This is a genomic window from Aquitalea palustris (genome assembly GCF_003693445.1).
Lineage (GTDB): Bacteria > Pseudomonadota > Gammaproteobacteria > Burkholderiales > Chromobacteriaceae > Aquitalea > Aquitalea palustris.
In genome coordinates this window covers 1-21,888 of sequence record NZ_RFAR01000032.1, presented here as the reverse complement: position 1 = coordinate 21,888, position 21,888 = coordinate 1, and the positions used below count along the sequence as shown (strand labels likewise).

Annotated in this window: 23 protein-coding genes; 7 read left to right on the top strand and 16 right to left on the bottom strand. The window is 61.3% G+C overall.

Annotated features, from left to right (window positions below; all coding sequences use genetic code 11):
• Positions 1 to 477: methyl-accepting chemotaxis protein (locus tag EAY64_RS08985; protein ID WP_233566479.1), on the top strand; the 477-nt coding region annotated here is incomplete at its 5' end.
• Positions 478 to 543: 66 nt separating this feature from the next.
• On the opposite strand, the gene EAY64_RS20380 is transcribed toward EAY64_RS08985, so the two are convergent.
• The 9 genes from EAY64_RS20380 to dapC all read right to left on the bottom strand — a co-directional run bounded on the left by EAY64_RS20380 (position 544) and on the right by dapC (position 7,155).
• Positions 544 to 705: a hypothetical protein gene (locus EAY64_RS20380; protein ID WP_158604645.1), complete on the bottom strand. Its 162-nt coding sequence runs from the start codon at positions 703 to 705 to the stop codon at positions 544 to 546.
• Between the two features lie 137 nt (positions 706 to 842).
• Positions 843 to 1,688, bottom strand: a complete 846-nt coding sequence (locus EAY64_RS08980) for an MlaA family lipoprotein (protein ID WP_226034466.1) — start codon at positions 1,686 to 1,688, stop codon at positions 843 to 845.
• A 3-nt stretch (positions 1,689 to 1,691) separates the two neighbouring features.
• Positions 1,692 to 1,985 (bottom strand): STAS domain-containing protein, encoded by a 294-nt coding sequence (locus EAY64_RS08975; RefSeq protein WP_103524431.1) that lies wholly within the window; start codon positions 1,983 to 1,985, stop codon positions 1,692 to 1,694.
• Between the two features lie 11 nt (positions 1,986 to 1,996).
• Complete coding sequence (locus EAY64_RS08970; protein ID WP_103524430.1) at positions 1,997 to 2,608, bottom strand: MlaC/ttg2D family ABC transporter substrate-binding protein; 612 nt, start codon at positions 2,606 to 2,608, stop codon at positions 1,997 to 1,999.
• 42 nt (positions 2,609 to 2,650) lie between these two features.
• Positions 2,651 to 3,139 carry an outer membrane lipid asymmetry maintenance protein MlaD gene (mlaD, locus tag EAY64_RS08965; protein ID WP_103524429.1) on the bottom strand — a complete coding sequence of 163 codons (489 nt, stop codon included), beginning with the start codon at positions 3,137 to 3,139 and terminating at the stop codon, positions 2,651 to 2,653.
• A 10-nt stretch (positions 3,140 to 3,149) separates the two neighbouring features.
• Positions 3,150 to 3,935, bottom strand: a complete 786-nt coding sequence (mlaE, locus tag EAY64_RS08960; protein WP_059285994.1) for a lipid asymmetry maintenance ABC transporter permease subunit MlaE — start codon at positions 3,933 to 3,935, stop codon at positions 3,150 to 3,152.
• A complete protein-coding gene (locus EAY64_RS08955; protein WP_103524428.1) occupies positions 3,928 to 4,746 on the bottom strand; it encodes an ABC transporter ATP-binding protein in 819 nt (272 codons plus the stop codon). Before EAY64_RS08955 ends, mlaE begins: the two co-directional genes overlap by 8 nt.
• Before the next feature lie 341 nt (positions 4,747 to 5,087).
• Entirely contained in the window at positions 5,088 to 5,909 is an 822-nt protein-coding gene (dapD, locus tag EAY64_RS08950; RefSeq protein WP_103524427.1) for a 2,3,4,5-tetrahydropyridine-2,6-dicarboxylate N-succinyltransferase, read from the bottom strand.
• A gap of 55 nt (positions 5,910 to 5,964) precedes the next feature.
• Positions 5,965 to 7,155: a succinyldiaminopimelate transaminase gene (gene dapC, locus EAY64_RS08945; protein ID WP_103524426.1), complete on the bottom strand. Its 1,191-nt coding sequence runs from the start codon at positions 7,153 to 7,155 to the stop codon at positions 5,965 to 5,967.
• A gap of 109 nt (positions 7,156 to 7,264) precedes the next feature.
• Between dapC and EAY64_RS08940 the strand changes: the two genes are divergently transcribed.
• Positions 7,265 to 8,167, top strand: coding sequence for a DMT family transporter (locus EAY64_RS08940; protein ID WP_103524425.1), 903 nt, complete (start codon positions 7,265 to 7,267; stop codon positions 8,165 to 8,167).
• Positions 8,164 to 8,742: a GNAT family N-acetyltransferase gene (locus EAY64_RS08935; RefSeq protein ID WP_226034467.1), complete on the top strand. Its 579-nt coding sequence runs from the start codon at positions 8,164 to 8,166 to the stop codon at positions 8,740 to 8,742. Before EAY64_RS08940 ends, EAY64_RS08935 begins: the two co-directional genes overlap by 4 nt.
• 4 nt (positions 8,743 to 8,746) lie before the next feature.
• On the opposite strand, the gene EAY64_RS08930 is transcribed toward EAY64_RS08935, so the two are convergent.
• Positions 8,747 to 8,962, bottom strand: a complete 216-nt coding sequence (locus EAY64_RS08930; RefSeq protein WP_103524424.1) for a SlyX family protein — start codon at positions 8,960 to 8,962, stop codon at positions 8,747 to 8,749.
• Between the two features lie 155 nt (positions 8,963 to 9,117).
• Between EAY64_RS08930 and EAY64_RS08925 the strand changes: the two genes are divergently transcribed.
• On the top strand, positions 9,118 to 9,414 hold the full coding sequence (locus EAY64_RS08925; protein ID WP_103524423.1) for a DUF2325 domain-containing protein: 297 nt from the start codon (positions 9,118 to 9,120) through the stop codon (positions 9,412 to 9,414).
• 5 nt (positions 9,415 to 9,419) lie between these two features.
• On the opposite strand, the gene EAY64_RS08920 is transcribed toward EAY64_RS08925, so the two are convergent.
• A complete protein-coding gene (locus EAY64_RS08920) occupies positions 9,420 to 10,169 on the bottom strand; it encodes an MgtC/SapB family protein (protein ID WP_103524422.1) in 750 nt (249 codons plus the stop codon).
• 78 nt (positions 10,170 to 10,247) lie between these two features.
• Positions 10,248 to 11,036, bottom strand: coding sequence for a class I SAM-dependent methyltransferase (locus EAY64_RS08915; protein WP_103524421.1), 789 nt, complete (start codon positions 11,034 to 11,036; stop codon positions 10,248 to 10,250).
• A gap of 109 nt (positions 11,037 to 11,145) precedes the next feature.
• Between EAY64_RS08915 and EAY64_RS08910 the strand changes: the two genes are divergently transcribed.
• On the top strand, positions 11,146 to 13,440 hold the full coding sequence (locus EAY64_RS08910) for a DNA internalization-related competence protein ComEC/Rec2 (RefSeq protein WP_103524420.1): 2,295 nt from the start codon (positions 11,146 to 11,148) through the stop codon (positions 13,438 to 13,440).
• A gap of 19 nt (positions 13,441 to 13,459) precedes the next feature.
• Here the strand turns inward: EAY64_RS08910 and EAY64_RS08905 are convergent, their stop codons facing one another.
• The 4 genes from EAY64_RS08905 to EAY64_RS08890 form a co-directional block, all read right to left on the bottom strand.
• Complete coding sequence (locus EAY64_RS08905) at positions 13,460 to 14,356, bottom strand: ATP-binding response regulator (protein WP_103524419.1); 897 nt, start codon at positions 14,354 to 14,356, stop codon at positions 13,460 to 13,462.
• Positions 14,331 to 16,949, bottom strand: coding sequence for a sensor histidine kinase (locus tag EAY64_RS08900; protein ID WP_103524418.1), 2,619 nt, complete (start codon positions 16,947 to 16,949; stop codon positions 14,331 to 14,333). The genes EAY64_RS08905 and EAY64_RS08900 overlap by 26 nt, the downstream gene beginning before the upstream one ends.
• Before the next feature lie 13 nt (positions 16,950 to 16,962).
• Positions 16,963 to 17,736, bottom strand: a complete 774-nt coding sequence (locus tag EAY64_RS08895) for a ParA family protein (protein ID WP_103524417.1) — start codon at positions 17,734 to 17,736, stop codon at positions 16,963 to 16,965.
• A 116-nt stretch (positions 17,737 to 17,852) separates the two neighbouring features.
• Positions 17,853 to 18,335, bottom strand: a complete 483-nt coding sequence (locus EAY64_RS08890) for a surface-adhesin E family protein (protein ID WP_103524416.1) — start codon at positions 18,333 to 18,335, stop codon at positions 17,853 to 17,855.
• A 404-nt stretch (positions 18,336 to 18,739) separates the two neighbouring features.
• Here EAY64_RS08890 and recQ point away from each other — a divergent pair, with 404 nt between their 5' ends.
• Both recQ and argJ read left to right on the top strand, forming a co-directional pair.
• The gene (recQ, locus tag EAY64_RS08885; protein ID WP_103524415.1) at positions 18,740 to 20,533 is read left to right on the top strand and encodes a DNA helicase RecQ; all 1,794 of its coding nucleotides are present in this window, start codon (positions 18,740 to 18,742) and stop codon (positions 20,531 to 20,533) included.
• Between the two features lie 73 nt (positions 20,534 to 20,606).
• Positions 20,607 to 21,824, top strand: coding sequence for a bifunctional glutamate N-acetyltransferase/amino-acid acetyltransferase ArgJ (argJ, locus tag EAY64_RS08880; protein ID WP_103524414.1), 1,218 nt, complete (start codon positions 20,607 to 20,609; stop codon positions 21,822 to 21,824).
• Positions 21,825 to 21,888 lie beyond the last annotated feature (64 nt).

The following is a 21,888-nucleotide window of genomic DNA, read 5'->3' as shown; positions in this document are numbered from 1 at the left end:
CAGACCAATCTGCTGGCACTGAATGCGGCGATCGAGGCGGCGCGTGCCGGTGAGCAGGGCCGTGGCTTTGCCGTGGTGGCGGATGAGGTGCGCAAGCTGGCGGAGCGTACCTCGCAGGCCACGCTGGAAATCGGTGGCATGATCCAGGCCATCCAGCAAGATACCCAACGGGCGGCTGGCAGCATGGAAGGTGCGTTGTCCCAGGTGGAAAGTGGTGTCAGACAAGCGGAACTGGCGGCATCGTCGATCACCCGCATTACCGACAACAGTCAGCAGGTGGTGCGTACGGTGGGAGATATCGCGGTGGCGACGGCAGAACAGTCCACCGCCAGTCAGGAGATCGCCCAGCATATCGAAAGCATCCACAATATGTTGCAGCAGTCGGATGAGTCGGTGCGTCAGAGCTATCTGGCGATCGAAACCCTGCATCAGCTGGGCGACGAGCTGGAAGCCCTGATCGGGCGCTTCAAACTGTAGCGCAGTGGCTCACGCCAGGTGTATAGCAAGCGGCCTTGTGGCCGCTTTTGCTTTGCAGCGCGGTCTTCAATGCAGTATCTGGATGGCTTGCTGTGGATGTTCGGCACTGTATTCGGCGATGGCCTCTTCCAGCAGCTCGGGAGTCAGGTATTGGCCGTTGGAAACGGCATGGCGCAGACAGCGGGTCAGGTATTCCAGTGCTTGTTGCGGGATGCGGCGGTCTTCCATGATCAGCTCCGATTAGATAATTTAGTAAATTCTAATATTTGTGTCGAAGATGATCTTGTGCCAGATCAAGCACTGCTGCGGCATCAATGCAAAAGGCAGCCCGCTGGCTGCCTTTTATACGACAAAGCAAGATGGCCTTACTGCGCGGCCGAGGCTTCTGCGTGTGCGGCTGCCGAAGCTTCGGCGTGCTCGCTGCTGTTGGCGGCAGGCGCTGCTTCAGCTGCAGGGGCCGAGGCGTTGGCCGGGCTGCTGACCAGATCGTCGATGTTCATTTCGTCGGTCTGGGTTGGGTTGGGTTGGCCCAACTGCTTGGCACGCATCTGCAGGTAACCATCGCGGATATAGCTGTAAGGATCCAGTGCTGCTGTAAACAGGCTTTCGTCCAGATCCAGATAGCGGGCACGGGTATTCACCCCGTAAACAGCATAGAAGGCGATGGCTTCATTGGTGTTGTGATAGACCAGCCGTTCCGGGCCATTAATGCCCAGCGATACTCCCAGACCCAGGCCATCGCGTACCGTGCTGGGGCCAAAGAACGGCAGCACCAGGTAGTTGCTGCTCTTCCAGCCCCAGTGGGCAAAGGTGTCGCCCAGCGAGGTCTTGTTGTTCTTCAGGCCGGCAGGGGTGGCGATGTCGATCAGGCCGAACAAACCGAAGGTGCTGTTCAGCGCTACCCGCATGATGTCGTTGAGCGCCTTTTCCGGCTCGGCTTGCAGCAGGTTGTTGGCGGCGCTGTACACATCCTTGAAGTTGTCGAAGAAGTTGCCGACGGCGGTGCGGAAGGGGCCAGGCGTAATGGCGTGATAGCCCTGGGCGGCCGGCTTCATTACCCAGCGGTCCGCTGCATCGTTGAAGGCATACATCGAGCGGTTGAACGATTCGTACGGGTCTTGCGGTGTGGCAGGGTGGGTGCTGGCACAGCCGGCCAGCAGCAGGCTGCCAGCCAACAGACTCGCGGGCAACAGGCGGTGCTTGCGGGTCATGGTTTACTCTCCTTGCGGGCTGCTCAGCAGCTCGCGCAGTGCATACAGTTCAACAAGATCGGACAGGCGGGCGGGCCAGTTCTGCAGTAGCAGGGCCTGACCAGCCTGGTCTGCAGCACGGCGGCAGGCCAGAAGCAGGGCGACTGCCGAGGAGTCCGCTTCGCTGATGCCGGACAGATCCAGCTGCAGCGGGGCGCGGGCGACACGGGCAGTCAGTGTGGCCAGCAAGGCCGCGCTGCTGTTCATGTCCAGCTTGCCGGACAGGCGGCCCTGCCCGGTGGCGGTTTCCTCGAACATGGCATGCGTCCTTATTTGGCAGCCGGCAGGGCGGCGTTCTTGTCTTGCAGCATCTTGATCAGGCCATCCACACCGCTCTTGTTGATTTCCTGATTGAACTGGTTGCGGTAGACGGTAACCAGGCTGGCCCCTTCCACGCTGACATTGAATACCTTCCAGCCTTGTGTCGTCTTGTACAGAGTGTAATCAACGGCAACCGGTCCCTTGTCGTTGCCCGGCAGGGTAACGGTGGATTTGACGGTAGCTTCGCGGCCGCTGTTGCCGAGCACGACATTAGGCTGGATGTCGATCTGGGCGCTCTTGAAACGGGTCATGGTGGTGGAGTAGGTCCGCACCAGCAGGGTCTGGAATTGCTGTGCCAGCGCGCTTTGCTGCGCCGGGCTGGCCTGACGCCAGCCCAGGCCGACGGCCAGGGCAGTCATGCGCTGGAAGTCGAATTGCGGCACGGCCAGCGCTTCGACCTGCTGACGGATCTGCTTGGTGTTCTTGCCGTTTTCCTGTTTCAGTACATCCATGATCTGGCGCGAGGTGTCGCGTACCAGATCAGCCGGATTGTCGGTAGCAGCCATGGAGTGGGCGCTCAGGCCCAGCAGGACGAGAAAGCATGCGATCAGTTTTTTCATGATGTGTGTCAGTCTTTATTGGTTATGCACTATGTCTGGAATTTACTGCGCGGCCGAGGCAGTGCTCTTGGCCGTATTGCCGCCGGAGAAGCTGGTCATGAACTTGCCGATCAGCTGTTCCAGTACCAGGGCAGACGAGGTCAGTGTGATGTGCTCGCCGGCTTTCAGTTCGTCCGGGTCACCCCCTTGCAGCAGGCCGATGTACTGCTCGCCCAGCAGGCCCGCAGTCAGGATTTCGGCACTGGCGTCGCGGCTGAAGGTGTATTGCTTGTCCAGGTTCAGGGTGACGCGGGCACGGTAGGTTTTGGTGTCCAGCTGGATGGCGCCGACACGGCCGACCACGACGCCGGCTTCCTTGATCGGTGCCTTCACTTTCAGGCCGCCGATATTGTCGAAATCGGCATACAGGGTGTAGGTCTGGTCCGCGCTTTGCGGTGTGAGATTGGCCACCTTGAGCGACATGAAGACCACCGCCGCGATGCCGAGTGCCACAAACAGGCCTACCCACAAATCAATAGTAGAGCGTTTCATTACCCATTTCCTAGAACATGAAGGCGGTGAGGACAAAGTCCACCGCCAGGATTACCAGAGCCGAAGTCACCACCGTGCGGGTGGTGGCGGCGGATACGCCGGCCGCAGTGGGCGTGGCGTCATAGCCTTCGAATACGGCGATCAGCGTGACGGCGATGCCGAAGCACAGGCTCTTGATCAGGCCATTGACCACGTCGTAGTGCAGGTCGACGTTGTTCTGCATTTGCGACCAGAACGTACCGGAATCCAGGCCTATCATCACCACGCCTATCAGATAGCCGCCGAAGATGCCCATTACATTGAACATGGCGGCCAGGATGGGCATGGAAATCACGCCGGCCCAGAAGCGTGGTGCCACCACGCGGGCGATCGGGTTGACCGCCATCACACTCATGGCGTCCAGCTGCTCGGTGGCCTTCATCAGGCCGATTTCCGCCGTCATGGCGCTGCCGGCCCGGCTGGAGAACAGCAGGGCGGCCAGCACCGGGCCCAGTTCGCGCAGCAGCGACAGGGCAACCAGCGCGCCCAGCGCATCGGCCGAGCCGAAGCGCGACAGGGTGTTGTAGCCCTGCAAGCCCAGTACCATGCCGACAAACAGGCCGGACACCACCACGATGATGACCGACATCACCCCGGCAAAGTAGATCTCGCGGATGGTGAGGTTGAAGCGCAGCAGGCTTTGGCCGGAATAGCGCAGGATGGCCAGCAGGAAGCGGGTGATGAAGCCCAGCCGCCAGATGGCGTTGATGGTGGTGTGCCCCAGCCGGCGCAGCGGTGACAGCAGCAGCTCAGTCATGCTGGCCTCCTTTCAGGCCCAGATCCTGCTGCAGCGAAGTGCTGGCAGGGTAGGCAAAATGTACCGGGCCATCGGCCTCGCCCCACATGAACTGGTGTACCCAGGGCGAGGGGGAGGCGCGGATTTCTGCCGGCGTACCGGCCGCGACCACCGCGCCATTGGAAACGAAGTAGACGTAATCGACGATATCCAGCGATTTATGCACATCGTGGGTCACCATGATGGAGGTGGTACCCAGTGCATCGTTCAGTTTCTTGATCAGGTGGGCGATGACGCCCAGCGAGATCGGATCGAGACCGGTGAAGGGCTCGTCGTACAGCATTAGCTGCGGGTCCAGGGCAATGGCACGCGCCAGCGCCACGCGCCGGGCCATGCCGCCGGATAGTTCGGCCGGCATCAGCTGCTGTGTGCCGCGCAGTCCCACCGCGGCCAGTTTCATGATCACCAGATCATGAATCATGCTCTCGGCGAGCCGGGTGTGCTCGCGGATGGGGAAGGCCACATTGTCTTCTACCGACAGGTCGGTAAACAGTGCGCCAAACTGGAAGAGCATGCCCATGCGGCGGCGATGCTCGAACAGTTCGGCATGGTTCATGTCCGCCACATTGCGGCCGTCTACCAGCACCTGGCCGGCACTGGGACGGATCTGGCCGGAGATCAGGCGCAGCATGGTGGTTTTGCCACTGCCGCTGCCACCCATGATGGCGACCAGCTTGCCGCGCGGGATGGCGAGGCTGATGTTGTTCAGGATGGGGCGCTCGCCGTAGGCGAAGCTGACATTCCTGAATTCGATGAAATGGTCTGAAGACACGGATTTTCCGGATAAAAACACGAGTGAAGTCCCGGACTTGCTTGGGTCCAAGACGAATGGATTTTATAGGGTTGTAGGAGTCTCGCCAAATACATAAGGTTTCAGCGTGTAACGATGTTGCATTGCGAGAACGAATCTTGACAAGTACGACTGCTGAAGATTGTTTAAATAAGTTTGAAGCAGCCATAAAAAATTACGCTGGCTGATTATTTCATTGGCATGTTGTCACGGCAAGATGTTTTCCGGCACGGTGCCGTGGCGTGACCGGAATATGACAAAGACCCGGCAGGGCCGGGTCCGGGCAGCCTGCGCTGGCAGGGCCTGCCAGCGCGGTGTGCGGCTTATACGCCGCGCAGCAGGTCGTTGATGCTGGTCTTGCTGCGGGTCTGTGCATCCACTTTCTTGACGATGACGGCGCAGTACAGGCTATGGCTGCCATCCTTGGACGGCAGGTTGCCGGAGACCACCACCGAACCCGGCGGGATGCGGCCATAAGTCACTTCGCCGGTTTCGCGGTCGTAGATCTTGGTGGACTGGCCGATATACACGCCCATGGAGATCACCGAGCCTTCGCCCACGATCACGCCTTCCACCACTTCGGAGCGGGCACCGATGAAGCAGTTGTCTTCAATGATGGTGGGGCCGGCCTGCAGCGGTTCCAGTACGCCGCCAATGCCGACGCCGCCGGACAGGTGTACGTTCTTGCCGATCTGTGCGCAGGAGCCGACAGTGGCCCAGGTGTCCACCATGGTGCCTTCGTCCACATAGGCGCCGATATTGACGTAGGACGGCATCAGCACGGTGTTCTTGGCAATGAAGCTGCCCTTGCGTGCCACGGCGCCCGGCACCACGCGGAAGCCGGCTTCCTTGAAGTGGGCTTCGCTCCAGTCATGGAACTTGGTATCGACCTTGTCGAAATAGCGGCTGACGCCATCGTCCTGCACCACATTGTCGCGAATGCGGAAGGACAGCAGCACGGCTTTCTTGACCCACTGGTTGACTACCCAGTCGCCATCTACCTTCTCGGCCACGCGCAGGCGGCCATTGTCCAGTTCGTCGATCACCTGGCCGATGGCGGCCTTCAGTTCGGCAGATACAGTGGCGGGGGTGATGTCGGCGCGCTTTTCGAACGCCTCTTCAATCAGGGCTTGGATCGGATGCATGTGATGAAGTCCTTTGGCAAGGTGAATGGAAACAGTCATAGCTGGTGGATGTCGCTTATTGATTAGTTGTCTTGACGAAACGCACGATGCGCTCGGCGGCAGCCTGACATTCTGCCAGTGTCGCGACCAGAGCGATACGGATATAGCCACTGCCCGGGTTGATGCCGTGTGCAGTACGTGCCAGGAAGGAGCCCGGCAATACGGTAATGTGCTCCTGCTCGAACAGGGCGCGGGCAAAGGCGGCATCGTCGCCCCCAGGGACTTTGGCCCACAGGTAGAAGCTGGCATCCGGCAAGGCCACCTCCAGTACCTCGGCCAGTATCGGTGTCACGGCCTGGAACTTGGCGATATAGGCGGCGCGGTTTTCCTCGACGTGGGTTTCGTCCTGCCAGGCGGCCACGCTGGCAGCCTGAATGGTAGGGCTCATGGCTCCGCCCTGATAGGTGCGGTACAGCATGAACTTGGCCAGCAGGGCGGCGTCGCCCGCCACAAAACCCGAACGCATGCCCGGCGCGTTCGAGCGTTTGGACAGGCTGGTGAACATCACCAGTCGCTCGAAGCTGCGGCCCAGTTTGCTGGCGGCTTCCAGCCCGCCCAGCGGCGGCTGGCCGAAGTGGATTTCCGAATAGCACTCGTCGCTGGCAATGACAAAACCGTAGCGCTCGGATAGCTCGAACAGCTTTTTCCAGTCCTCCAGCGACATCACCGCGCCGGTGGGATTGCCCGGGCTGCACACGAATACCAGCTGGGTACGCGCCCATACGCTTTCCGGTACGCTGGCCCAGTCCGGCTGGAAGGCCGTATCGGCAGTACAGTTGACATAGAACGGTTCCGCCCCTGCCAGCAGTGCTGCGCCTTCGTAAATCTGGTAAAACGGGTTGGGCGACAATACCACCGGTTTGACGGCCTGCTGGCTGTCGATCACGGTCTGGACGAAAGCGAAAAGGGCCTCGCGGCTGCCATTGACCGGCAGGATTTCTTTTTCCGCGTCCAGTTGCAGGCCATAGCGGCGCTGCATCCAGTCGGCGCAGGCCTGACGCAACTCCGGGCTGCCCAGGGTGGCCGGGTAGACTGCCAGGCCGCCCAGTGAGTTGACCAGCGCCTGTTTGATGACGTCCGGCGTCGGGTGCTTGGGTTCGCCGATGGACAGGTTGATATGCGGCTTGTCTGCCGGGACCGCACCAGCCATCAGCTGACGCAAACGCTGGAAGGGATAGGGTTGCAGGCTGTCCAGGTGGGGATTCACGCTTGGTTCTCTCTATGCTGTGGGAGCAGCTTGGTCATGCCATCTGCTTCTGGTCTTGTTTGGCCTTGCTGTTGCAAAGCCGCAGAATCGCTCATCTTAAGAAATCGTGATGCCTCTTGTAAAACAAAAGCTTCTTGCCATCGTTGCCATTCTGACCACCGCACTGGTCTGGGGCCTGATGTGGTACCCGTTTCGTGCGCTGAACGAGCGGGGTGTCAGCATCGCGCAAACCTCGCTGCTGGTGTACCTGATTGCCGCCATGCTGGGCATTGCCCTGTTCTTTGATGTGTACCGCCGCCAGCTGCGCTGGCATCCGGTATTGCCCTTGCTGGCCTTGCTGTTTGGCTGGTGCAATTTCAGTTACACCTGGGCGGTGTCGGAGGGCATGGTGATGCGGGTGCTGCTGCTGTTTTACCTGTCGCCCTTGTGGACGGCCTTGTTTTCCCGCCTGCTGCTGCAGGAAAAGCTGACCCGCACCGGCTGGCTGCTGGTGGGGCTGTCGCTGGCCGGCTGCCTGACCATCCTGTATCGTCCCGGCCTGCTGGAGGGCGCCACGCTGCTCAGTCAGCGCTATGAATGGCTGGCCTTGTCCGGCGGTATCAGCTTTGCGCTGGGCAATGTGCTGAGCAAGCGCGCGCGCAATCTGCCGGTGCCGGTGAAGTCGGCCACCATCTGGTTTGGTGTCGCGCTGATGGGCTTTATCGCACTGGCCAGCCGCCAGCAATTGGGGGCCGTGCTGGATACATCGCTGCAAGCATGGTTGTTGCTGGCACTGCTGGGGATGACCTTGCTGGCCAGCAGCATCATTTCCCAGCATGGCGTCAGCCTGCTGCCGGCCAGCCAGACCATGACCTTGATGCTGCTGGAGCTGGTGTTTGCCGCGCTGTCGGCCTACTGGCTCGCCGGCGAAAGCATGAGCCTGCAAGAGTGGCTGGGCGGTGCGCTGATCGCCGCCGCCAGCCTGCTCTCCGGCAAGATGACGCAGCCAGTGGCTGCACAGGAGAAAACATGAATATCCGGCGTATGCACGCGGACGATTTTCCGGCCTTCTGGCCGACGTTTCAGCAGATTATCCAGGCACAGGACAGCTATGCTTACGACCCGCAACTGAGCGAGCAGCAGGCGCGAGCGCTGTGGTGTGAACTGCCGCAGGAAACCTGGCTGGCCGAACAGGACGGCGTCTTGCTGGGCAGCTATTTCATCAAGCCCAATGCCGCCGGGCCGGGCAGCCATGTATGCAATTGCGGCTATATGGTGGCCACGGCCGCGCGTGGCAAAGGGGTGGCGGCGGCCCTGTGTGCGCACTCGCAGCAGCGCGGACGGGAACTGGGGTTTCTGGCCATGCAGTTCAATGCGGTGGTGGCCAGCAATAGCGTGGCGGTTGCCTTGTGGAAAAAGCTGGGCTTTGCCGAGGTAGGCCGGGTGCCAGGGGCTTATCGGCACCGCACGCTGGGACTGGTGGATTGCCTGATCATGCATAAATGGCTGCAAGCGCCAGCGGCCGACAAACCGTTGACGGCATCGGCTCCGCTGATTGCCCGCAAGAACATCGAAGCCGTGGTGTCCCGCAAGCGCAAAAACAAGTGATGGATCAGTAATGCGGCGGAATGTCGTCGCGCAGCGAACCGCCGCTATTGCCGCTATCGGGCTGGGCGGCCTTGAATTGCTGGTAGACCAGGCGCAATTGCTGCTGCAACAGGTCGATTTGTTGCTGCTGGCGGGCGACGGTGGCGTTAAGGCTGTCGAGCAGGTCGTCTTGGAAAGCGATTTTCACTTCCAGTTCATTCAGGCGGTCTTCGGTATGCATGGCGGCATTTTACCTCAGGCAGTGGAGTGCTGGCGCAGTCTTGACCGGCATTGCTGGAATATCAAATCCAGTTTTTATTATTTTTAGGAATTTTCCGAGCCAGTTACAGTTTGTCCATCACCCGGCCGCAGTGCGGCGCTAGGAGGAGGACTGACATGGATGCCCTGCTGATCGGTGGCGATAGTCTGGGACAGATCCCGGATGTGCTGGCCCTGTACGATATCCGCATTGCCCGCCATATTACTGGCCGCAATACCCAGCACCAGCGCAAGGTGCCGCTACCCAAAAACACCCAGATGCTGATTCTGCTCACCGACTACCTGGGTCACAACGCCATGCGCCACTATCGCGATACCGCCGCGGCGCAAGGCATTCCGGTGCTGGCTTGTCGGCGTTCCGCCACCGCAGTGGCAGAACGCTTGCGGCATGATGGCTGGCAGCCGCAAGCCTGAACGGCTCAGTTACGGGCCGGCTGAATGCTGAAGGTTTCGATGGCTTCCAGCTCCATGATGGCGCTCGACAGGTCGACCACATTGATCAGGTGATGCTTGTTGATGGCCGATACCATAAAGCTCCATTCGCAGCCATCCGGGCCTACCTTCAGCGCGATGCTTTCCTCATGCACGATTACCCCCAGGCTGCGCAGATCGCCTGAAATTTTGTCGACCGTCCAGTTCTGCTCGCCCGGTACGGTCAGATTGACATACAGGCTGAAACGGCGGGGCAGGCGGTTTTCCATCCAGTTCAGCACCCGCATGCACAGAATGCACAGCAGGGTGACGGCGATGGCAGACAGATAAAAGCCCACCCCCACCAGGATGCCGATCACCGAAGACATCCACACCGAGGCGGCCGAGGTAAGACCGCTGATGGACATGCCTTCCTTCATGATCATGCCGGCACCGAGAAAACCTACCCCCGTCAGCACCCCTTGCGCCACACGGGTCATGTCGCCATGCATGATGTCGGCGTGCGCGCCGCCATACCAGAAACCCGAATAGCCGATCATGCTGATGACGCCGGTGGCGGCCATGGAGACCAGGCCATAGGTGCGCATGCCGGCAGCGCGGCCATTCGACCAGCGTTCATAGCCGACCAGGCAGCCCAGGATCAGGCCGCCCAGCAGATTGCAGGTAATCAGCAGATTGACTTCCCATTTCTGGGCCGACCAGTATTGGTCTAGCAGTTGGGCAAAGCTCATGTTCATGGGGGGCTTTCTTGTTGGTATCAGGGCGTGCCACGTCAAGGCTAGGCCTGGCTGCTCAGACAGGCAAGCAGCTTGCCGCTATTCGCTGTCAGCCTGAGGGCGCAGCGCCTTGATGATGTAGAGATCGAAGCGGGTGGACTTGCCATCCAGCACCGCCGATGGCCTGATGCCTTCAATCGGGGCTCCCAGCCGTGGCCGTTTTACCACCACCCTTACCCGGGCCGCCGTGATGGCAGCTTCCAGCAGACGGGCGCTGTCCATATCATCGCCAATTACCTGCTGGAAGGCCTGCATGTCTTTCTTGGCGGCGGCACTTTTCTTGTCGGTATCCGGAAACATGGGGTCGACAAATACCACGTCGGGGCGCTGTTCCGGCGGCAATTGCAGCAGCCAGTCGGCGGAATTGGCGTGCACCAGCTGCATGCGTGCGGCAATGGCGGCGGTATCGGCGGCGCGGGCGGCGCGTTCCAGCGCATCAAACAGCAGGGCCGCTGCTACTGGCGAGCGCTCTACCATGGTGACCTGACAGCCCAGGCTGGCCAGCACGAAGCTGTCGCGTCCCAGGCCCGCCGTGGCATCCACGATATGCGGCAGGTCTTTCGCCCCTTTCAGTCCGACAGCCTTGGCCACCGGCTGGCCCCGGCCGCCCCCTTGTTCGCGGCGGTGGCGCGCAGCGCCTTCGACAAACTCGGCATAGACTGCGCCATGTTTGCCGGTGGTGACCAGCTCCAGCCGTTCTGCGCCCAGTTCCAGCCAGTAGCCTTCAGCGGGCTGTCGGCTCAGCAAGGGCAGGGCAAAGCGGCTGGCCAGTCCTTCGGCATAGTCGCGGCGTGCGCTTTCGGCGCAGAACAGGGGCGTGGCGGTCATGAGGCTTCCTTGAATAACTGCCGGCACGATACGGGATGCGCCGCATGGCGGCAAGCAGCCTGTCCGGCCCGCCATTGCCAGCCGCACTGGCAAGCGGCATAACAGCCGCATGCTGAAACTCGCCTTGTTTGTATGCGGCGTGGTGTGCTGCGCCTTTCTGCCACAGCTGCCGTCCTTGTGGAATCTGAGCGGTCTGACCCTGCTGGCATGGCTGTTGACGCGGCTGTCCGGTCCGCGCCCGGCCATGCTGGCCGGCTGGCTGGCGGCCTTCCTGCTGGGGATGGGCTATGCCGATGCACGGGCGCAATGGCGGCTGGCGCAGGAGTTGCCGGCCACGCAGTGGCAGCAGCCCTTGTCGCTGGAAGGCGTGGTGCGCGGGCTGCCCGTGCCAGCGGATTATGGCGTACGCATGCAGTTCGAGGTGGAGCGGGTACTGACTGACGGTGTCCGTCTGCCGCCGCGCGTGCAACTGACGGTATTTGCTCGCAAGGGCCAGCCGGTCGCGGCGCCATGGCGGGCCGGCCAACGCTGGCAGCTGACGGCGCGCTTCCGCCCGCGTCAGTCTACTGCCAATCCCTTCGGTTTTGATGCCGAGCAGTGGCTGTGGTCGGAAGGCGTGCTGGCCAGTGGCACGATACAGCCCGCTGCCCGGCTGCAGGGTGAGGCAGAGGATGCCAGCGCGTGGGTGGACCGGCTGCGCGAGCGGCTGGTGTTGCGTATCGAGGCAGTGCTGGGGCGCAGCCGGGCTGCCGGACTGGTGGCTGGCCTGACCGTGGGCGCGCAGCAGCGTATCGATCGTGCCGAGTGGCAGAGCCTGGCGCGTACCGGGCTGACTCATCTGGTATCCATTTCCGGGCTGCATATCACCATGGTCGCCGGTATGGTTGCCGCCGTCGTGGCCGGCTTGCTGCGCCGCTGGCCGCTGGCATTTTGTCCTCCGCGCTTGCTCATCGTCGGCAGCGGTGTCATGGCGGCTGCCTGCTATGCGGTGCTGGCCGGGTTTTCGGTGCCTACCCAGCGCACCCTGTACATGCTCGGCTGCATGGCGCTGATGCTGCTGTGGCGGCGGCATTGGTCCGGCCTGCATATGTGGTGGCTGGCACTGACGTTGGTGTTGCTGATTGACCCGTTTGCCGTGCTGGCACCGGGCTTGTGGCTGTCTTTCGGGCTGGTGGCGGCACTGATGCTGTCGTCGGCCGGCCGCCGCCGGCCTGCCGGCAAGGCGCGCCAGCTGCTGCTGGGGCAATGGGCCGTTACCGTGGCTTCCTTGTTGCCCTTGCTCAGCCTGTTCGGTCAGTTTCCGCTGGTTTCCCCGCTGGCCAATGCCGTGGCCATTCCCTTTGTCTCGGTGTTGCTGACACCGCTGGCGCTGCTGGCGGTGGCCTTGCCATGGGAGTGGCCCTTGCTGCTGAGCGGCTGGTTGGCCGAGTTGTTTTACCGTGGCGTCGACTGGCTGGCGCAATGGCCCATGTTGCAAGTGGCCGCCGCGCCATGGCCGCTATTGCTGCTGGGGGGAATGGGCAGTCTGTATCTGTTGGCCCCCGCCGGCATGCCCGGTCGCTGGCTGGGGGCCAGCCTGCTGTTGCCGGCCTTGTGTTATCAGCCGCCAGCGCCGGAACCCGGTGTATTCCGGGCGGTGGTGCTGGATGTCGGCCAGGGTTTGTCGGTATTGATCCAGACGCGGCACCATACCCTGCTGTTTGATACCGGGGCGGCCGAGGGCGGGCGCTGGGTCTTGCCGCAATTGCAGGGGCTGGGCATACGGCAACTGGATACCCTGCTGCTGTCGCATAACGACAAGGACCATGATGCCGCTGCTGCAGATATCGCTGCGGCGCTGCCGGTGCGGCGCATCCTGGCCGGACAGCAGGCCACGCTGGAGCAATACGGCTTGTCTGGCCAGTTGTGCCGGCGCGGTCAGAGCTGGGCCTGGGATGGTGTCCGCTTTGATGTGCTATGGCCACCGGCGGCGGAAGTGCTGCCGGATGACAACAGCCATAGCTGTGTGTTGCGAGTGGCCGGCCCGCGCCATGCGCTGATGCTGACTGGCGATGCCCCGCGTGCGGTGGAGGAGCGGCTGGTGGCCGATTATGGCCAGCAATTGCGCAGCAGTGTGCTGGTGGTAGGGCACCATGGCAGTCGTACCTCCACTGCGCCGCTGTGGCTGGAGACGCTGCAGCCGCAATTGTCGGTGCTGAGTGCGGGCTTTCTCAACCGCTACCGCCACCCGCATCCACTGGTGCTGGCAGCGTTGCGGCAACAGGGCCGGATATTGCGTACCGATGCCGATGGCTTGCTCACACTGACGCTGGCAGACGCTGTGCGGTATGACTGTTATCGCCAGTTGGCGGCACGCTACTGGCGCAGTGCCGGCCCTTGTGCCCAGGAGGGGGCGCTGGAGTGAGCGGAATCTGCCGCGCTGGCTAGGATGATGTGCGGCTTACGCGGGCCACCACGCAGTTGCCCTTGCCCTGATATTCCACCTCGTCAAACGACAGCTTGCGGGCAATCAGTATGCCGCGTCCGTGGCTGGCCATCAGCGAAGCCGCCGGGCAGTCTTCATATTGGCGCCAGTCAAAGCCCTCACCCATGTCCTGGATGGTGAAGCTGAAGCGGTCGGGTTCGCGCACAAAACTGATGCTGACTTCGCGTTGACCCAGTATCGGGTCATGCTGGCGGCGTTCCAGTTCGCTTTCCCAGTCGCCTTCGGCCTGCAGCCGGGTTTTTTCTTCGTAGCTGATGGCGAGATTGCCGTGTTCCACCGCATTGACCATCAGCTCGAACAGGCCGGTGGCCACTTTTTCCGGTTGTGCGCAGGTGCGGGCCAGCAAGGCGGTGACCGTCTGGGCTTCCTTCAGGGTGCGCAGGCGGAATTCGGCCTGCTGCAATTGTGCCAGTGCATCGAGATGCTGCTTGGCCAGCTCGCGAAAAGCCTGATGGCGGTCCCAGTGGCTGTGGGCGGCCTTGACCACGGCCAGCAGCATGTCGCGGGAGAATGGTTTGGTCAGGTAGTAGAAGGCTCCGGCCTCCATGCCTTCCTGCACGCTGGCCGGTGAATTGATGGCCGTCTGCATGATGACCGGCAGAAAATTCAGCTCGGGGGTGTTCTTGATGCGCTTGAGCACATCAAAGCCGTTGAGCCCGGGCATCATCTTGTCGAGCAGCACCGTGGACAGGCTGCTGCCTTGCCGCTGGAGAATCTCCCAGGCCTGCTCGCCGCTCTCGGCACACACGGTTTCGTAGCCGGCTGCCTCTAGCAGCTCGGTCATCAGCTCCAGATTGAAGGGCTCGTCGTCAACGAGTAAAAGTCGATGTGACATGGTTGCTTCCTTCGCCAGCGGCGCTGGCGTCGTGCCTGCGTGGGAGTACAGCGGTAAAGGCCGCACCGCGCGGACTGAGGTTTTCGGCAAAGATGATGCCGTGGTGTGCCTGCAGAATTTCGCGGCAGATGGCCAGGCCCAGGCCAGTGCCGCCGGCGCCGGTCTTGGTGGAGCTGCTCTGGATGAACTTGTCGAAGATGGTTTCGACCTCGTCTACCGGAATGCCGGGGCCGCTGTCTTCCACGCAGATGAGGATTTCCTCCTGCTGCTGGCTATTGAGCTGCAAGCGGGCGGTGACGCGGATCACTTCGCCGGCCGGGCTGAACTTGATGGCATTGGACAGCAGATTGCGGATGACCTGGCCCAGGCGGAAGGGGTCGATGTCGGCAGTCAGTTTTTCCGGTGTGCAGTAGAGATAAAGCTTGATGTTGTGGTTGCTGGCCAGCGGGGTCATTTCATCGCAGGCTTCGCGCAGGCAGTGGGCCAGATCGAAATGACCGAAGTGGTAGTCCATCTTGCCCACTTCCATCTTGGCCAGATCCAGCAGGTCGTTGAGCAATTGCAGCAGGCGGTTGCCGCTGCTGTGGATGCGCTGGAAGTATTGTTCCAGCTTGTCGTCCTGCAGCTGGCGGGCGCGGGTTTCGCCAATTTCGGTAAAGCCGAGAATGGCATGCATCGGCGTGCGCAGCTCGTGCGACATATTGGCCAGGAATTCGGTCTTGGCGCGGCTGTTTTCCTCGGCCAGGGTCTTGGCCTGGCGCAGGGCGTCTTCCATCTCGCGTTGGGCGGAGAAGTCCTGATACAGCCAGATGGTGCCCAGCTTGGGCACGGATGGATTGACTGCCCGGCCAAACATGCGGCACCAGATCAGCTTGCCGCGGCCGGTGCGCAGCTTGACTTCGGACTGCACCACCTTGCCATCGTTCAGCAGGTTATACAGTGCGCGTCCGGTGCGTTCCCATTGTTCCTGGCTCTCGAAGTAGGGCAGGGTGGTCTGGCCGATGACTTCGTCTTCCTCGCGCTCGAACAGGTCGAGAAAGGCGCCGTTGACCCGGCGCAGGTGGCGGTCGACGATATAGGCCATGGCCATGGGGCTGGCTTCCAGCAGCGCCGCCAGTTGCCGGCTTTGCACCTCTACCTGTTCTGCCAGGCTGTTTTTCAGCCGGATCAGCGCCGCCTCCTGCTCTTTGCGCAGGCTGATGTCGCGGCATACCGCCACATAGAAGGAGTCGTCCGGCGCTTCCACCCGGCTGAGTGACAGCTCGACCGGCATCTGGCTGTTGTCGCTGCGCAGCAGGTGGGCTTCGAAGGTACGGCCTTCACGGGCGGCGGCAATCGATTCGAAGCTGATGCTGGGGCTGAGGCTGTACAGCTCGGTGAGCAGCGAACCTACCGGCAGGTGTTCGATGGATTCGGCGCTTTGACCGATCAGCTTGGCCGCCGCCGGATTGACATGGGTAATCAGGCCGCTGCGGTTGATCAGGATGATGGCGTCTGAGCTGGCTTGCAGGATGGCACGCTGCCGTGCCTCGCTTTCGGCTAGCGCCTGTTCCGAGCTGGCGCGGTCGTTGATCTGTTCGCGCAGGGTGCGGTTATTCAGTTCCAGTTGATGATGCTGACGCCGCAGCAGGCTGCGCAGCCCCTGGTTATTGCTGATCTGGCGTTGCTGCAGGATCAGCAGCAGACACATGATCAGCGCCGAAGCCGCGAGAATGCCATAGCCCTGCGCACTGAGTGCCGGCTGGTTGTCTTCCAGCGGATAGGCACCAAACAGCAGATCGTAGCCGCCGATGTTGCGGCGGGTGGTCAGCAGCGGATTGCCGGATGGCAAGGCCTGCAGCGGATGCGAGTCGAGGCTGGGCTGATCTGGCGCATCCTGGTTCCAGGCGACCAGCCGCACATGCTGCAAGGGATTGGGCTGGTCGGGATTGCTCAGGCTGCTTTGCAGCAGCAGGTCGCTGCGCAGGTTCACCAGCAGCAGATGGCCGTCGTCGTTCAGGTTGGCCATGATGTCCAGCCGCGGTGGCGCACCGGGAACCAGAGTGTTGAACATCAGCATCGGCTGGTTGCGATTGCGCGCCTGGTCCATCTTGCGGCGGGCATTGTCCAGGCTACCCAGATCCATGCCTTGCGGCAGGGCATTGCCATCGTCCGGCAAATAGCTTTCCACCGGGTAATACATGGGCTGTTGCGGGCTGGTGACCAGGTGCCGGTCTTTCAGCATGCGGATGCTATTGGCAATGGCCGCTTCGAACGCTGCACGCTGGTTCGGCTCGATACGCCGCACGATGCCGATGCCGCCAAAGCGGCTTTCTTCTTTCAGTACCGTGGGGGCCAGCTCGCCCAGATTAGGCGGCGTGCCGGTGCTGTGACGCTGGCGAATCAGGCTTTGCGCCAGCAGGTCGGTCCGGTCGAGCATTTCCTGCAGCCGGGTGGCCAGGAGTTCGGTGCCCAGTTCGCCCCAGTGCTGCAGTTTTTCCTGTTCGCGCACGCGGTCGTTATCCAGCAGCAGCGCGTATTCCGCGCAGAGCAGGATAATGGTCAGTAGCGCTCCCAGCAGCAGGGATGTGAAGCGACTCAGGCCAGTCGACATGGTTTCCGCTGGCTCAGGCCAGCTTGTCGTACAGGGCGGCGAATTCGACGGCGAGCTTGTGCTTGGGATCCAGATAGATCATTGGCCGGGCCACATCGTGCGATTCGCGGATCTTGACCGAGGCGGACAAGGGCGGATCCAGTACCGGCAGGCCTTCGGCGCGCAGCTCGGCCACCAGCCGTACCGGCAGGCTGGCGCGCGGCTGGAACTGGTTGACCACGATGCCCTCCACCTGCAGTGCCGGATTGTGATCGGCACGGATTTCCTCGACGCTGGCCATCAGGTTGTACAGCGCCTGGCGCGAGAAGGCATCGCAGTCAAACGGAATCAGGCAGCGGTCGGCAGCAATCAGCGCCGAGCGGGTAAAGAAATTCAGCGCCGGCGGGGTGTCGATCCAGATTTCGTCAAAATCAGTGGCGACCTGGTCCAGCGCTTCTTTCAGCTTGAACATCTTGTAGCGGCTTTCCAGCTTCACCATCAGCTCGCTCAGTTCCGGGTGCGAAGCCAGCAGTTGCAGCGCATCAAACGGCGTGTCGCTGACGAAATCCTGCAAATCCTTGCTGTACATGCTGATATTGAGCATCTGGCCAAAAAAACCGGCAGCCGATTTTTCCGTCTCGGGCTGGATGGCACCGCTCAGATACTGGCTGGCATTGCCCTGGGCATCCAGATCGATCAGCAATACCTTCTTGCCACGGCGGGCGGCAACTGCCGCCAGGTTGGCGGTAATGGTGGATTTGCCTACTCCACCTTTCTGATTGAACACCACACGACGGATGGCGTGCATGGGATCTCCCTCTGGCAATGCCGGTGAACGCGCTGACAATTCAATGACGGTAATTTTTTTCCGCCAGCCGGCCTTGAGCAGGCTGGGCGGTGCTTCTCGCTTTGGCTCCGAATATATCAGAAGCCGGCCAGGCCTTTGCATACGTATTGCATCTGCTGGAAGCTGGCAGAGTTTTGTGTCACCGGCATGGCCTTTATCTGGCTGTCATTGTAAGTGTAGCTGGCAATCTGGCGGCCGTTTTCATCAAACAGCACCATGCCGGTCAGCCGGAAAGTGCGTGCAGAGCAGTCGATCAGCCAGCTGTTGATGGAGACCTTGTGGCGCGGGGTGGACAGGAAGTTTTCCTTGCGCAGATTGAAAATGGTCTTGCGGTCGCGGAAAGTGACCACCGAGCCTTGCGGCTTGATCGACAGCTTGTCCAGCTCGTTCAGGATATTGCCGTTGGGCGATACGCCCAGGTTTTCCCAGTCGGCGTTTGCCTGGGGCAGGGTAGGACCAGGGCCGGGGCGGGGTTTGGTCGGGCTGGTCTGGGGCGGCAGGGTGGTGCAGGCGGCCAGCAGGCTGCCACAGGCTGCCAGGGCGAGCAGACGATAAAACATGCTTGATCTCCGGTTTGATGCGCACAGTTTCGCATAGGCCGCCCTCAGGGGGAAATTGCGCGGGCCATGCGGCGACAGCTTATAGCGCGATTGGAGTTTTGCTACTGCCAGCGGTTCAGTTATCAGGGGAAATCTCTCGTGCTAGTAACGAATTTTTACAAATACAGAAAGCTTTTGCTACGGACGGCTAGGAACTTTCCCCGTGGCGGCCTGGTCTTTCATGCACGAGAGCATTTTCCTCTTCGTTTCACATTGTCTCCATCCAACTTGTTGCCGCCCTTTCCCGGGCGGCTTTTTTTTGCAGCCAGCCGCTTTGCCGTACAATAGGCAGCTTCCCATGACTTCGACAGGTTGCTGCCATTTGTCGCGCTGGTGTTGCCAGCCGGATCTGGTCTCTTTTCCGCATGCAGGACGCACTCTCCCTACTTGGCAATATCTTTGGCTACCCGGCATTTCGAGGGCAACAGGCGGAGATCGTCAACCATATCGTCGAAGGCGGTCATGCACTGGTGCTGATGCCTACCGGCGGCGGCAAAAGCCTGTGCTACCAGATACCAGCCTTGCTGCGCCCGGGCATCGCCATCGTGGTGTCGCCGCTGATTGCGCTGATGCAAGACCAGGTGGCGGCGCTGACCGAAGTGGGCGTCGCTGCTGCCTGCCTTAACTCTGCCACTTCGCCCGAAGACGCGCGCACCATCGCCATGCAGGCGCGGGCCGGCACGCTGGATCTGCTCTATGTCGCCCCCGAGCGTCTGCTGACGCCCCGCTTTCTCGATTTCCTGGCGCAGCTGGATATTGCCTTGTTCGCCATCGACGAAGCGCATTGCGTCAGTCAGTGGGGACACGATTTCCGCCCGGAATATCAACAGCTGGGCCTGCTGGCCGAACATTATCCACAGGTGCCGCGCATCGCCCTGACGGCAACGGCCGATCCGCAAACCCGCGAAGACATCCTGCATTACCTGAAGCTGTCCGATGCACGGGTGTTTCTGTCCAGCTTCGACCGCCCCAACCTGTTCTATCAGGTGGTGGAAAAGCACAATGCCAAAAAGCAGCTGCTGGATTTCATCAATAATGAATATCCCGGTGCTTCCGGCATCGTGTACTGCCTGTCGCGCAAGCGGGTGGAAGAAACTGCCGAGTGGCTGAGCCAGAACGGCATTCCCGCACTGCCTTACCATGCCGGTCTCAGCCACGAGGTGCGCGAGCGCCATCAGCGCGAGTTCCTGCGCGAAGAGGGCATTGTCATGGCCGCCACCGTGGCCTTCGGCATGGGCATCGACAAGCCGGATGTGCGCTTTGTCGCCCATATCGACCTGCCCAAGAGTCCGGAAAATTTCTATCAGGAATCTGGCCGCGCCGGGCGCGACGGCCTGCCGGCTTCCAGCTGGCTGTGTTACGGGCTGAACGATATGGTGCAGCTCAACCAGATGATCCAGGGCTCGGAAATGGCCGAGCTGCAAAAACAGGTGGAGCTATCCAAACTGGATGCCATGCTGGCCTTCTGCGAAACCGCCAGTTGCCGCCGTCAGCAAATCCTCAGTCACTTTGGTGAGGCCAGCCAGCCTTGCGGCCATTGCGATAATTGCCTGAATCCACCCATCACTTTTGATGCCACCGTACCGGTGCAAAAACTGCTGTCCTGCATCTATAGAGTAGAGCAGCGCTTTGCCGCCAATCATGTGGTGGACGTGCTGCTGGGGCGCAGCAACCAGTCGGTTACCAGTTTCGGTCATGACAAGCTGTCCACCTTCGGCATCGGCCGTGATTACAACCAGCGCGCCTGGCGCTCGCTGATCCGCCAGCTGGTCGCCCGCAAGATCCTGCAAGTAGACATTGCCCGCGGCCAGTCGCTGGTATTGACCGATGCCTGCCGGCCTTTGCTCAAGGGACAGGAAAAAATCTATCTGCGGCCGCTGGCCGACGACAGCAAGGCGCGCAGCGTCAATACCGACCGCTGGCTGCGTACCGAGCGCGAAGAACGGTTGTGGCAGGCACTGCGCCGCTGGCGGCGGCAGATGGCAGATGAGCACAATGTACCGGCCTATGCCGTCTTTTCTGACCGTACCCTGCGCGATATCGTCGAGCGCCGCCCGCAAAACCTGCGCGAACTGGGAAAAGTCTATGGCCTGGGCGAGCTGAAACTGGCGCGCTACGGTAGTGCGTTGCAACAAATCCTGGATAGCCAGCAGGAATGATTCCGTTACAATCGAGCCACACAACACGCAAGCAACAGGCACGTGTCAGCGTGCAGGCATTGGAGAACTCATCATGGCAGTCAATCTGACCCCGGTTAGCGCCGACAAGCTGGCCATCATCGATGGCATCGAACTGAATGTGGCCGAGGCCGGTATCAAAAAGGCCAATCGCAAGGATGTGCTGGTCATCCGCATCGATAAGGGCAATACCGTCGCCGGCGTTTTCACCCAGAACCGCTTCTGTGCCGCACCGGTACAGATCAGCAAGAAACACCTGGATGCTGGCGTACAGATCCGCGCACTGGTGGTGAATACCGGCAATGCCAACGCCGGCACCGGTGAAGATGGCCGTCAGCGTGCGCTGTCGGTGTGTCAGGCACTGGCTGGCGAGCTGGATTGTGCCGTCGAGCAAATCCTGCCGTTCTCCACCGGCGTCATTCTGGAGCCGCTGCCGGCCGACAAGATCATCCAGGCACTGCCGACCCGCCGCCCGGCCAACTGGGCCGAGGCTGCCGAAGCCATCATGACCACCGACACCGCGCCCAAGGCCACCAGCCGCACGCTGGAAATCGACGGCGCCAAGGTCAGCATTACCGGCATCGCCAAGGGTGCCGGCATGATCCACCCGAATATGGCCACCATGCTGGGCTTCGTTGCCACCGACGCGCAGATCACCCGCCCGGTACTGGAGCAACTGGTCAAGGAAGTGGCCGACCTCTCCTTTAACTGCATTTCAGTCGATGGCGATACCTCCACCAACGACAGCTTCATTCTGGTGTCCACCGGCAAGAGCGCTGCGCCGCGTATCGACTCGGCCAATCACCCGGCCTATGCCGTCCTCAAGGTCGCACTGGTGGATGTGGCCACCGAGCTGGCGCAGGCCATCATCCGTGATGGCGAAGGTGCCACCAAGTTCATCAGTGTCAAGGTCGAAGGCGGCCGTTCGGTAGCCGAGTGCAAGGATGTCGCCTACGCCATCGCCCGTTCGCCGCTGGTTAAGACCGCCTTCTTTGCTTCCGACCCGAACCTGGGGCGCCTGCTGTGCGCCATTGGCTATGCCGGAGTCAGCGATCTGGATGTCGACCGCCTCTCCCTGTATCTGGATGATGTACTGGTTGCCTGCAATGGCGGTCGCAACCCGGATTACCAGGAAGAAGACGGCCAGCGTGTGATGAGCCAGAGCGAAATCACCGTGCGTGTGGTACTGGGACGTGGCGCTGCCCAGGCCACGGTCTGGACCTGCGACTTCTCCTATGATTATGTAAAGATCAATGCCGACTACCGTAGCTGATACAGCTATAGAGTAGCCCTTGGTATAAAAAGCCCGGCGTCAGCCGGGCTTTTTGCTGTCTGTG

Coding starts and splice junctions, on each gene's coding strand:
- EAY64_RS20380 (WP_158604645.1), bottom strand. CDS start 705: ATGGAAGACCGCCGCATCCCGCAACAAGCACTGGAATACCTGACCCGC.
- EAY64_RS08980 (WP_226034466.1), bottom strand. CDS start 1,688: ATGACCCGCAAGCACCGCCTGTTGCCCGCGAGTCTGTTGGCTGGCAGC.
- EAY64_RS08975 (WP_103524431.1), bottom strand. CDS start 1,985: ATGTTCGAGGAAACCGCCACCGGGCAGGGCCGCCTGTCCGGCAAGCTG.
- EAY64_RS08970 (WP_103524430.1), bottom strand. CDS start 2,608: ATGAAAAAACTGATCGCATGCTTTCTCGTCCTGCTGGGCCTGAGCGCC.
- mlaD (WP_103524429.1), bottom strand. CDS start 3,139: ATGAAACGCTCTACTATTGATTTGTGGGTAGGCCTGTTTGTGGCACTC.
- mlaE (WP_059285994.1), bottom strand. CDS start 3,935: ATGACTGAGCTGCTGCTGTCACCGCTGCGCCGGCTGGGGCACACCACC.
- dapD (WP_103524427.1), bottom strand. CDS start 5,909: ATGCATCCGATCCAAGCCCTGATTGAAGAGGCGTTCGAAAAGCGCGCC.
- EAY64_RS08940 (WP_103524425.1), top strand. CDS start 7,265: ATGCCTCTTGTAAAACAAAAGCTTCTTGCCATCGTTGCCATTCTGACC.
- EAY64_RS08935 (WP_226034467.1), top strand. CDS start 8,164: ATGAATATCCGGCGTATGCACGCGGACGATTTTCCGGCCTTCTGGCCG.
- EAY64_RS08930 (WP_103524424.1), bottom strand. CDS start 8,962: ATGCATACCGAAGACCGCCTGAATGAACTGGAAGTGAAAATCGCTTTC.
- EAY64_RS08925 (WP_103524423.1), top strand. CDS start 9,118: ATGGATGCCCTGCTGATCGGTGGCGATAGTCTGGGACAGATCCCGGAT.
- EAY64_RS08920 (WP_103524422.1), bottom strand. CDS start 10,169: ATGAACATGAGCTTTGCCCAACTGCTAGACCAATACTGGTCGGCCCAG.
- EAY64_RS08915 (WP_103524421.1), bottom strand. CDS start 11,036: ATGACCGCCACGCCCCTGTTCTGCGCCGAAAGCGCACGCCGCGACTAT.
- EAY64_RS08910 (WP_103524420.1), top strand. CDS start 11,146: ATGCTGAAACTCGCCTTGTTTGTATGCGGCGTGGTGTGCTGCGCCTTT.
- EAY64_RS08905 (WP_103524419.1), bottom strand. CDS start 14,356: ATGTCACATCGACTTTTACTCGTTGACGACGAGCCCTTCAATCTGGAG.
- EAY64_RS08900 (WP_103524418.1), bottom strand. CDS start 16,949: ATGTCGACTGGCCTGAGTCGCTTCACATCCCTGCTGCTGGGAGCGCTA.
- EAY64_RS08895 (WP_103524417.1), bottom strand. CDS start 17,736: ATGCACGCCATCCGTCGTGTGGTGTTCAATCAGAAAGGTGGAGTAGGC.
- EAY64_RS08890 (WP_103524416.1), bottom strand. CDS start 18,335: ATGTTTTATCGTCTGCTCGCCCTGGCAGCCTGTGGCAGCCTGCTGGCC.
- recQ (WP_103524415.1), top strand. CDS start 18,740: ATGCAGGACGCACTCTCCCTACTTGGCAATATCTTTGGCTACCCGGCA.
- argJ (WP_103524414.1), top strand. CDS start 20,607: ATGGCAGTCAATCTGACCCCGGTTAGCGCCGACAAGCTGGCCATCATC.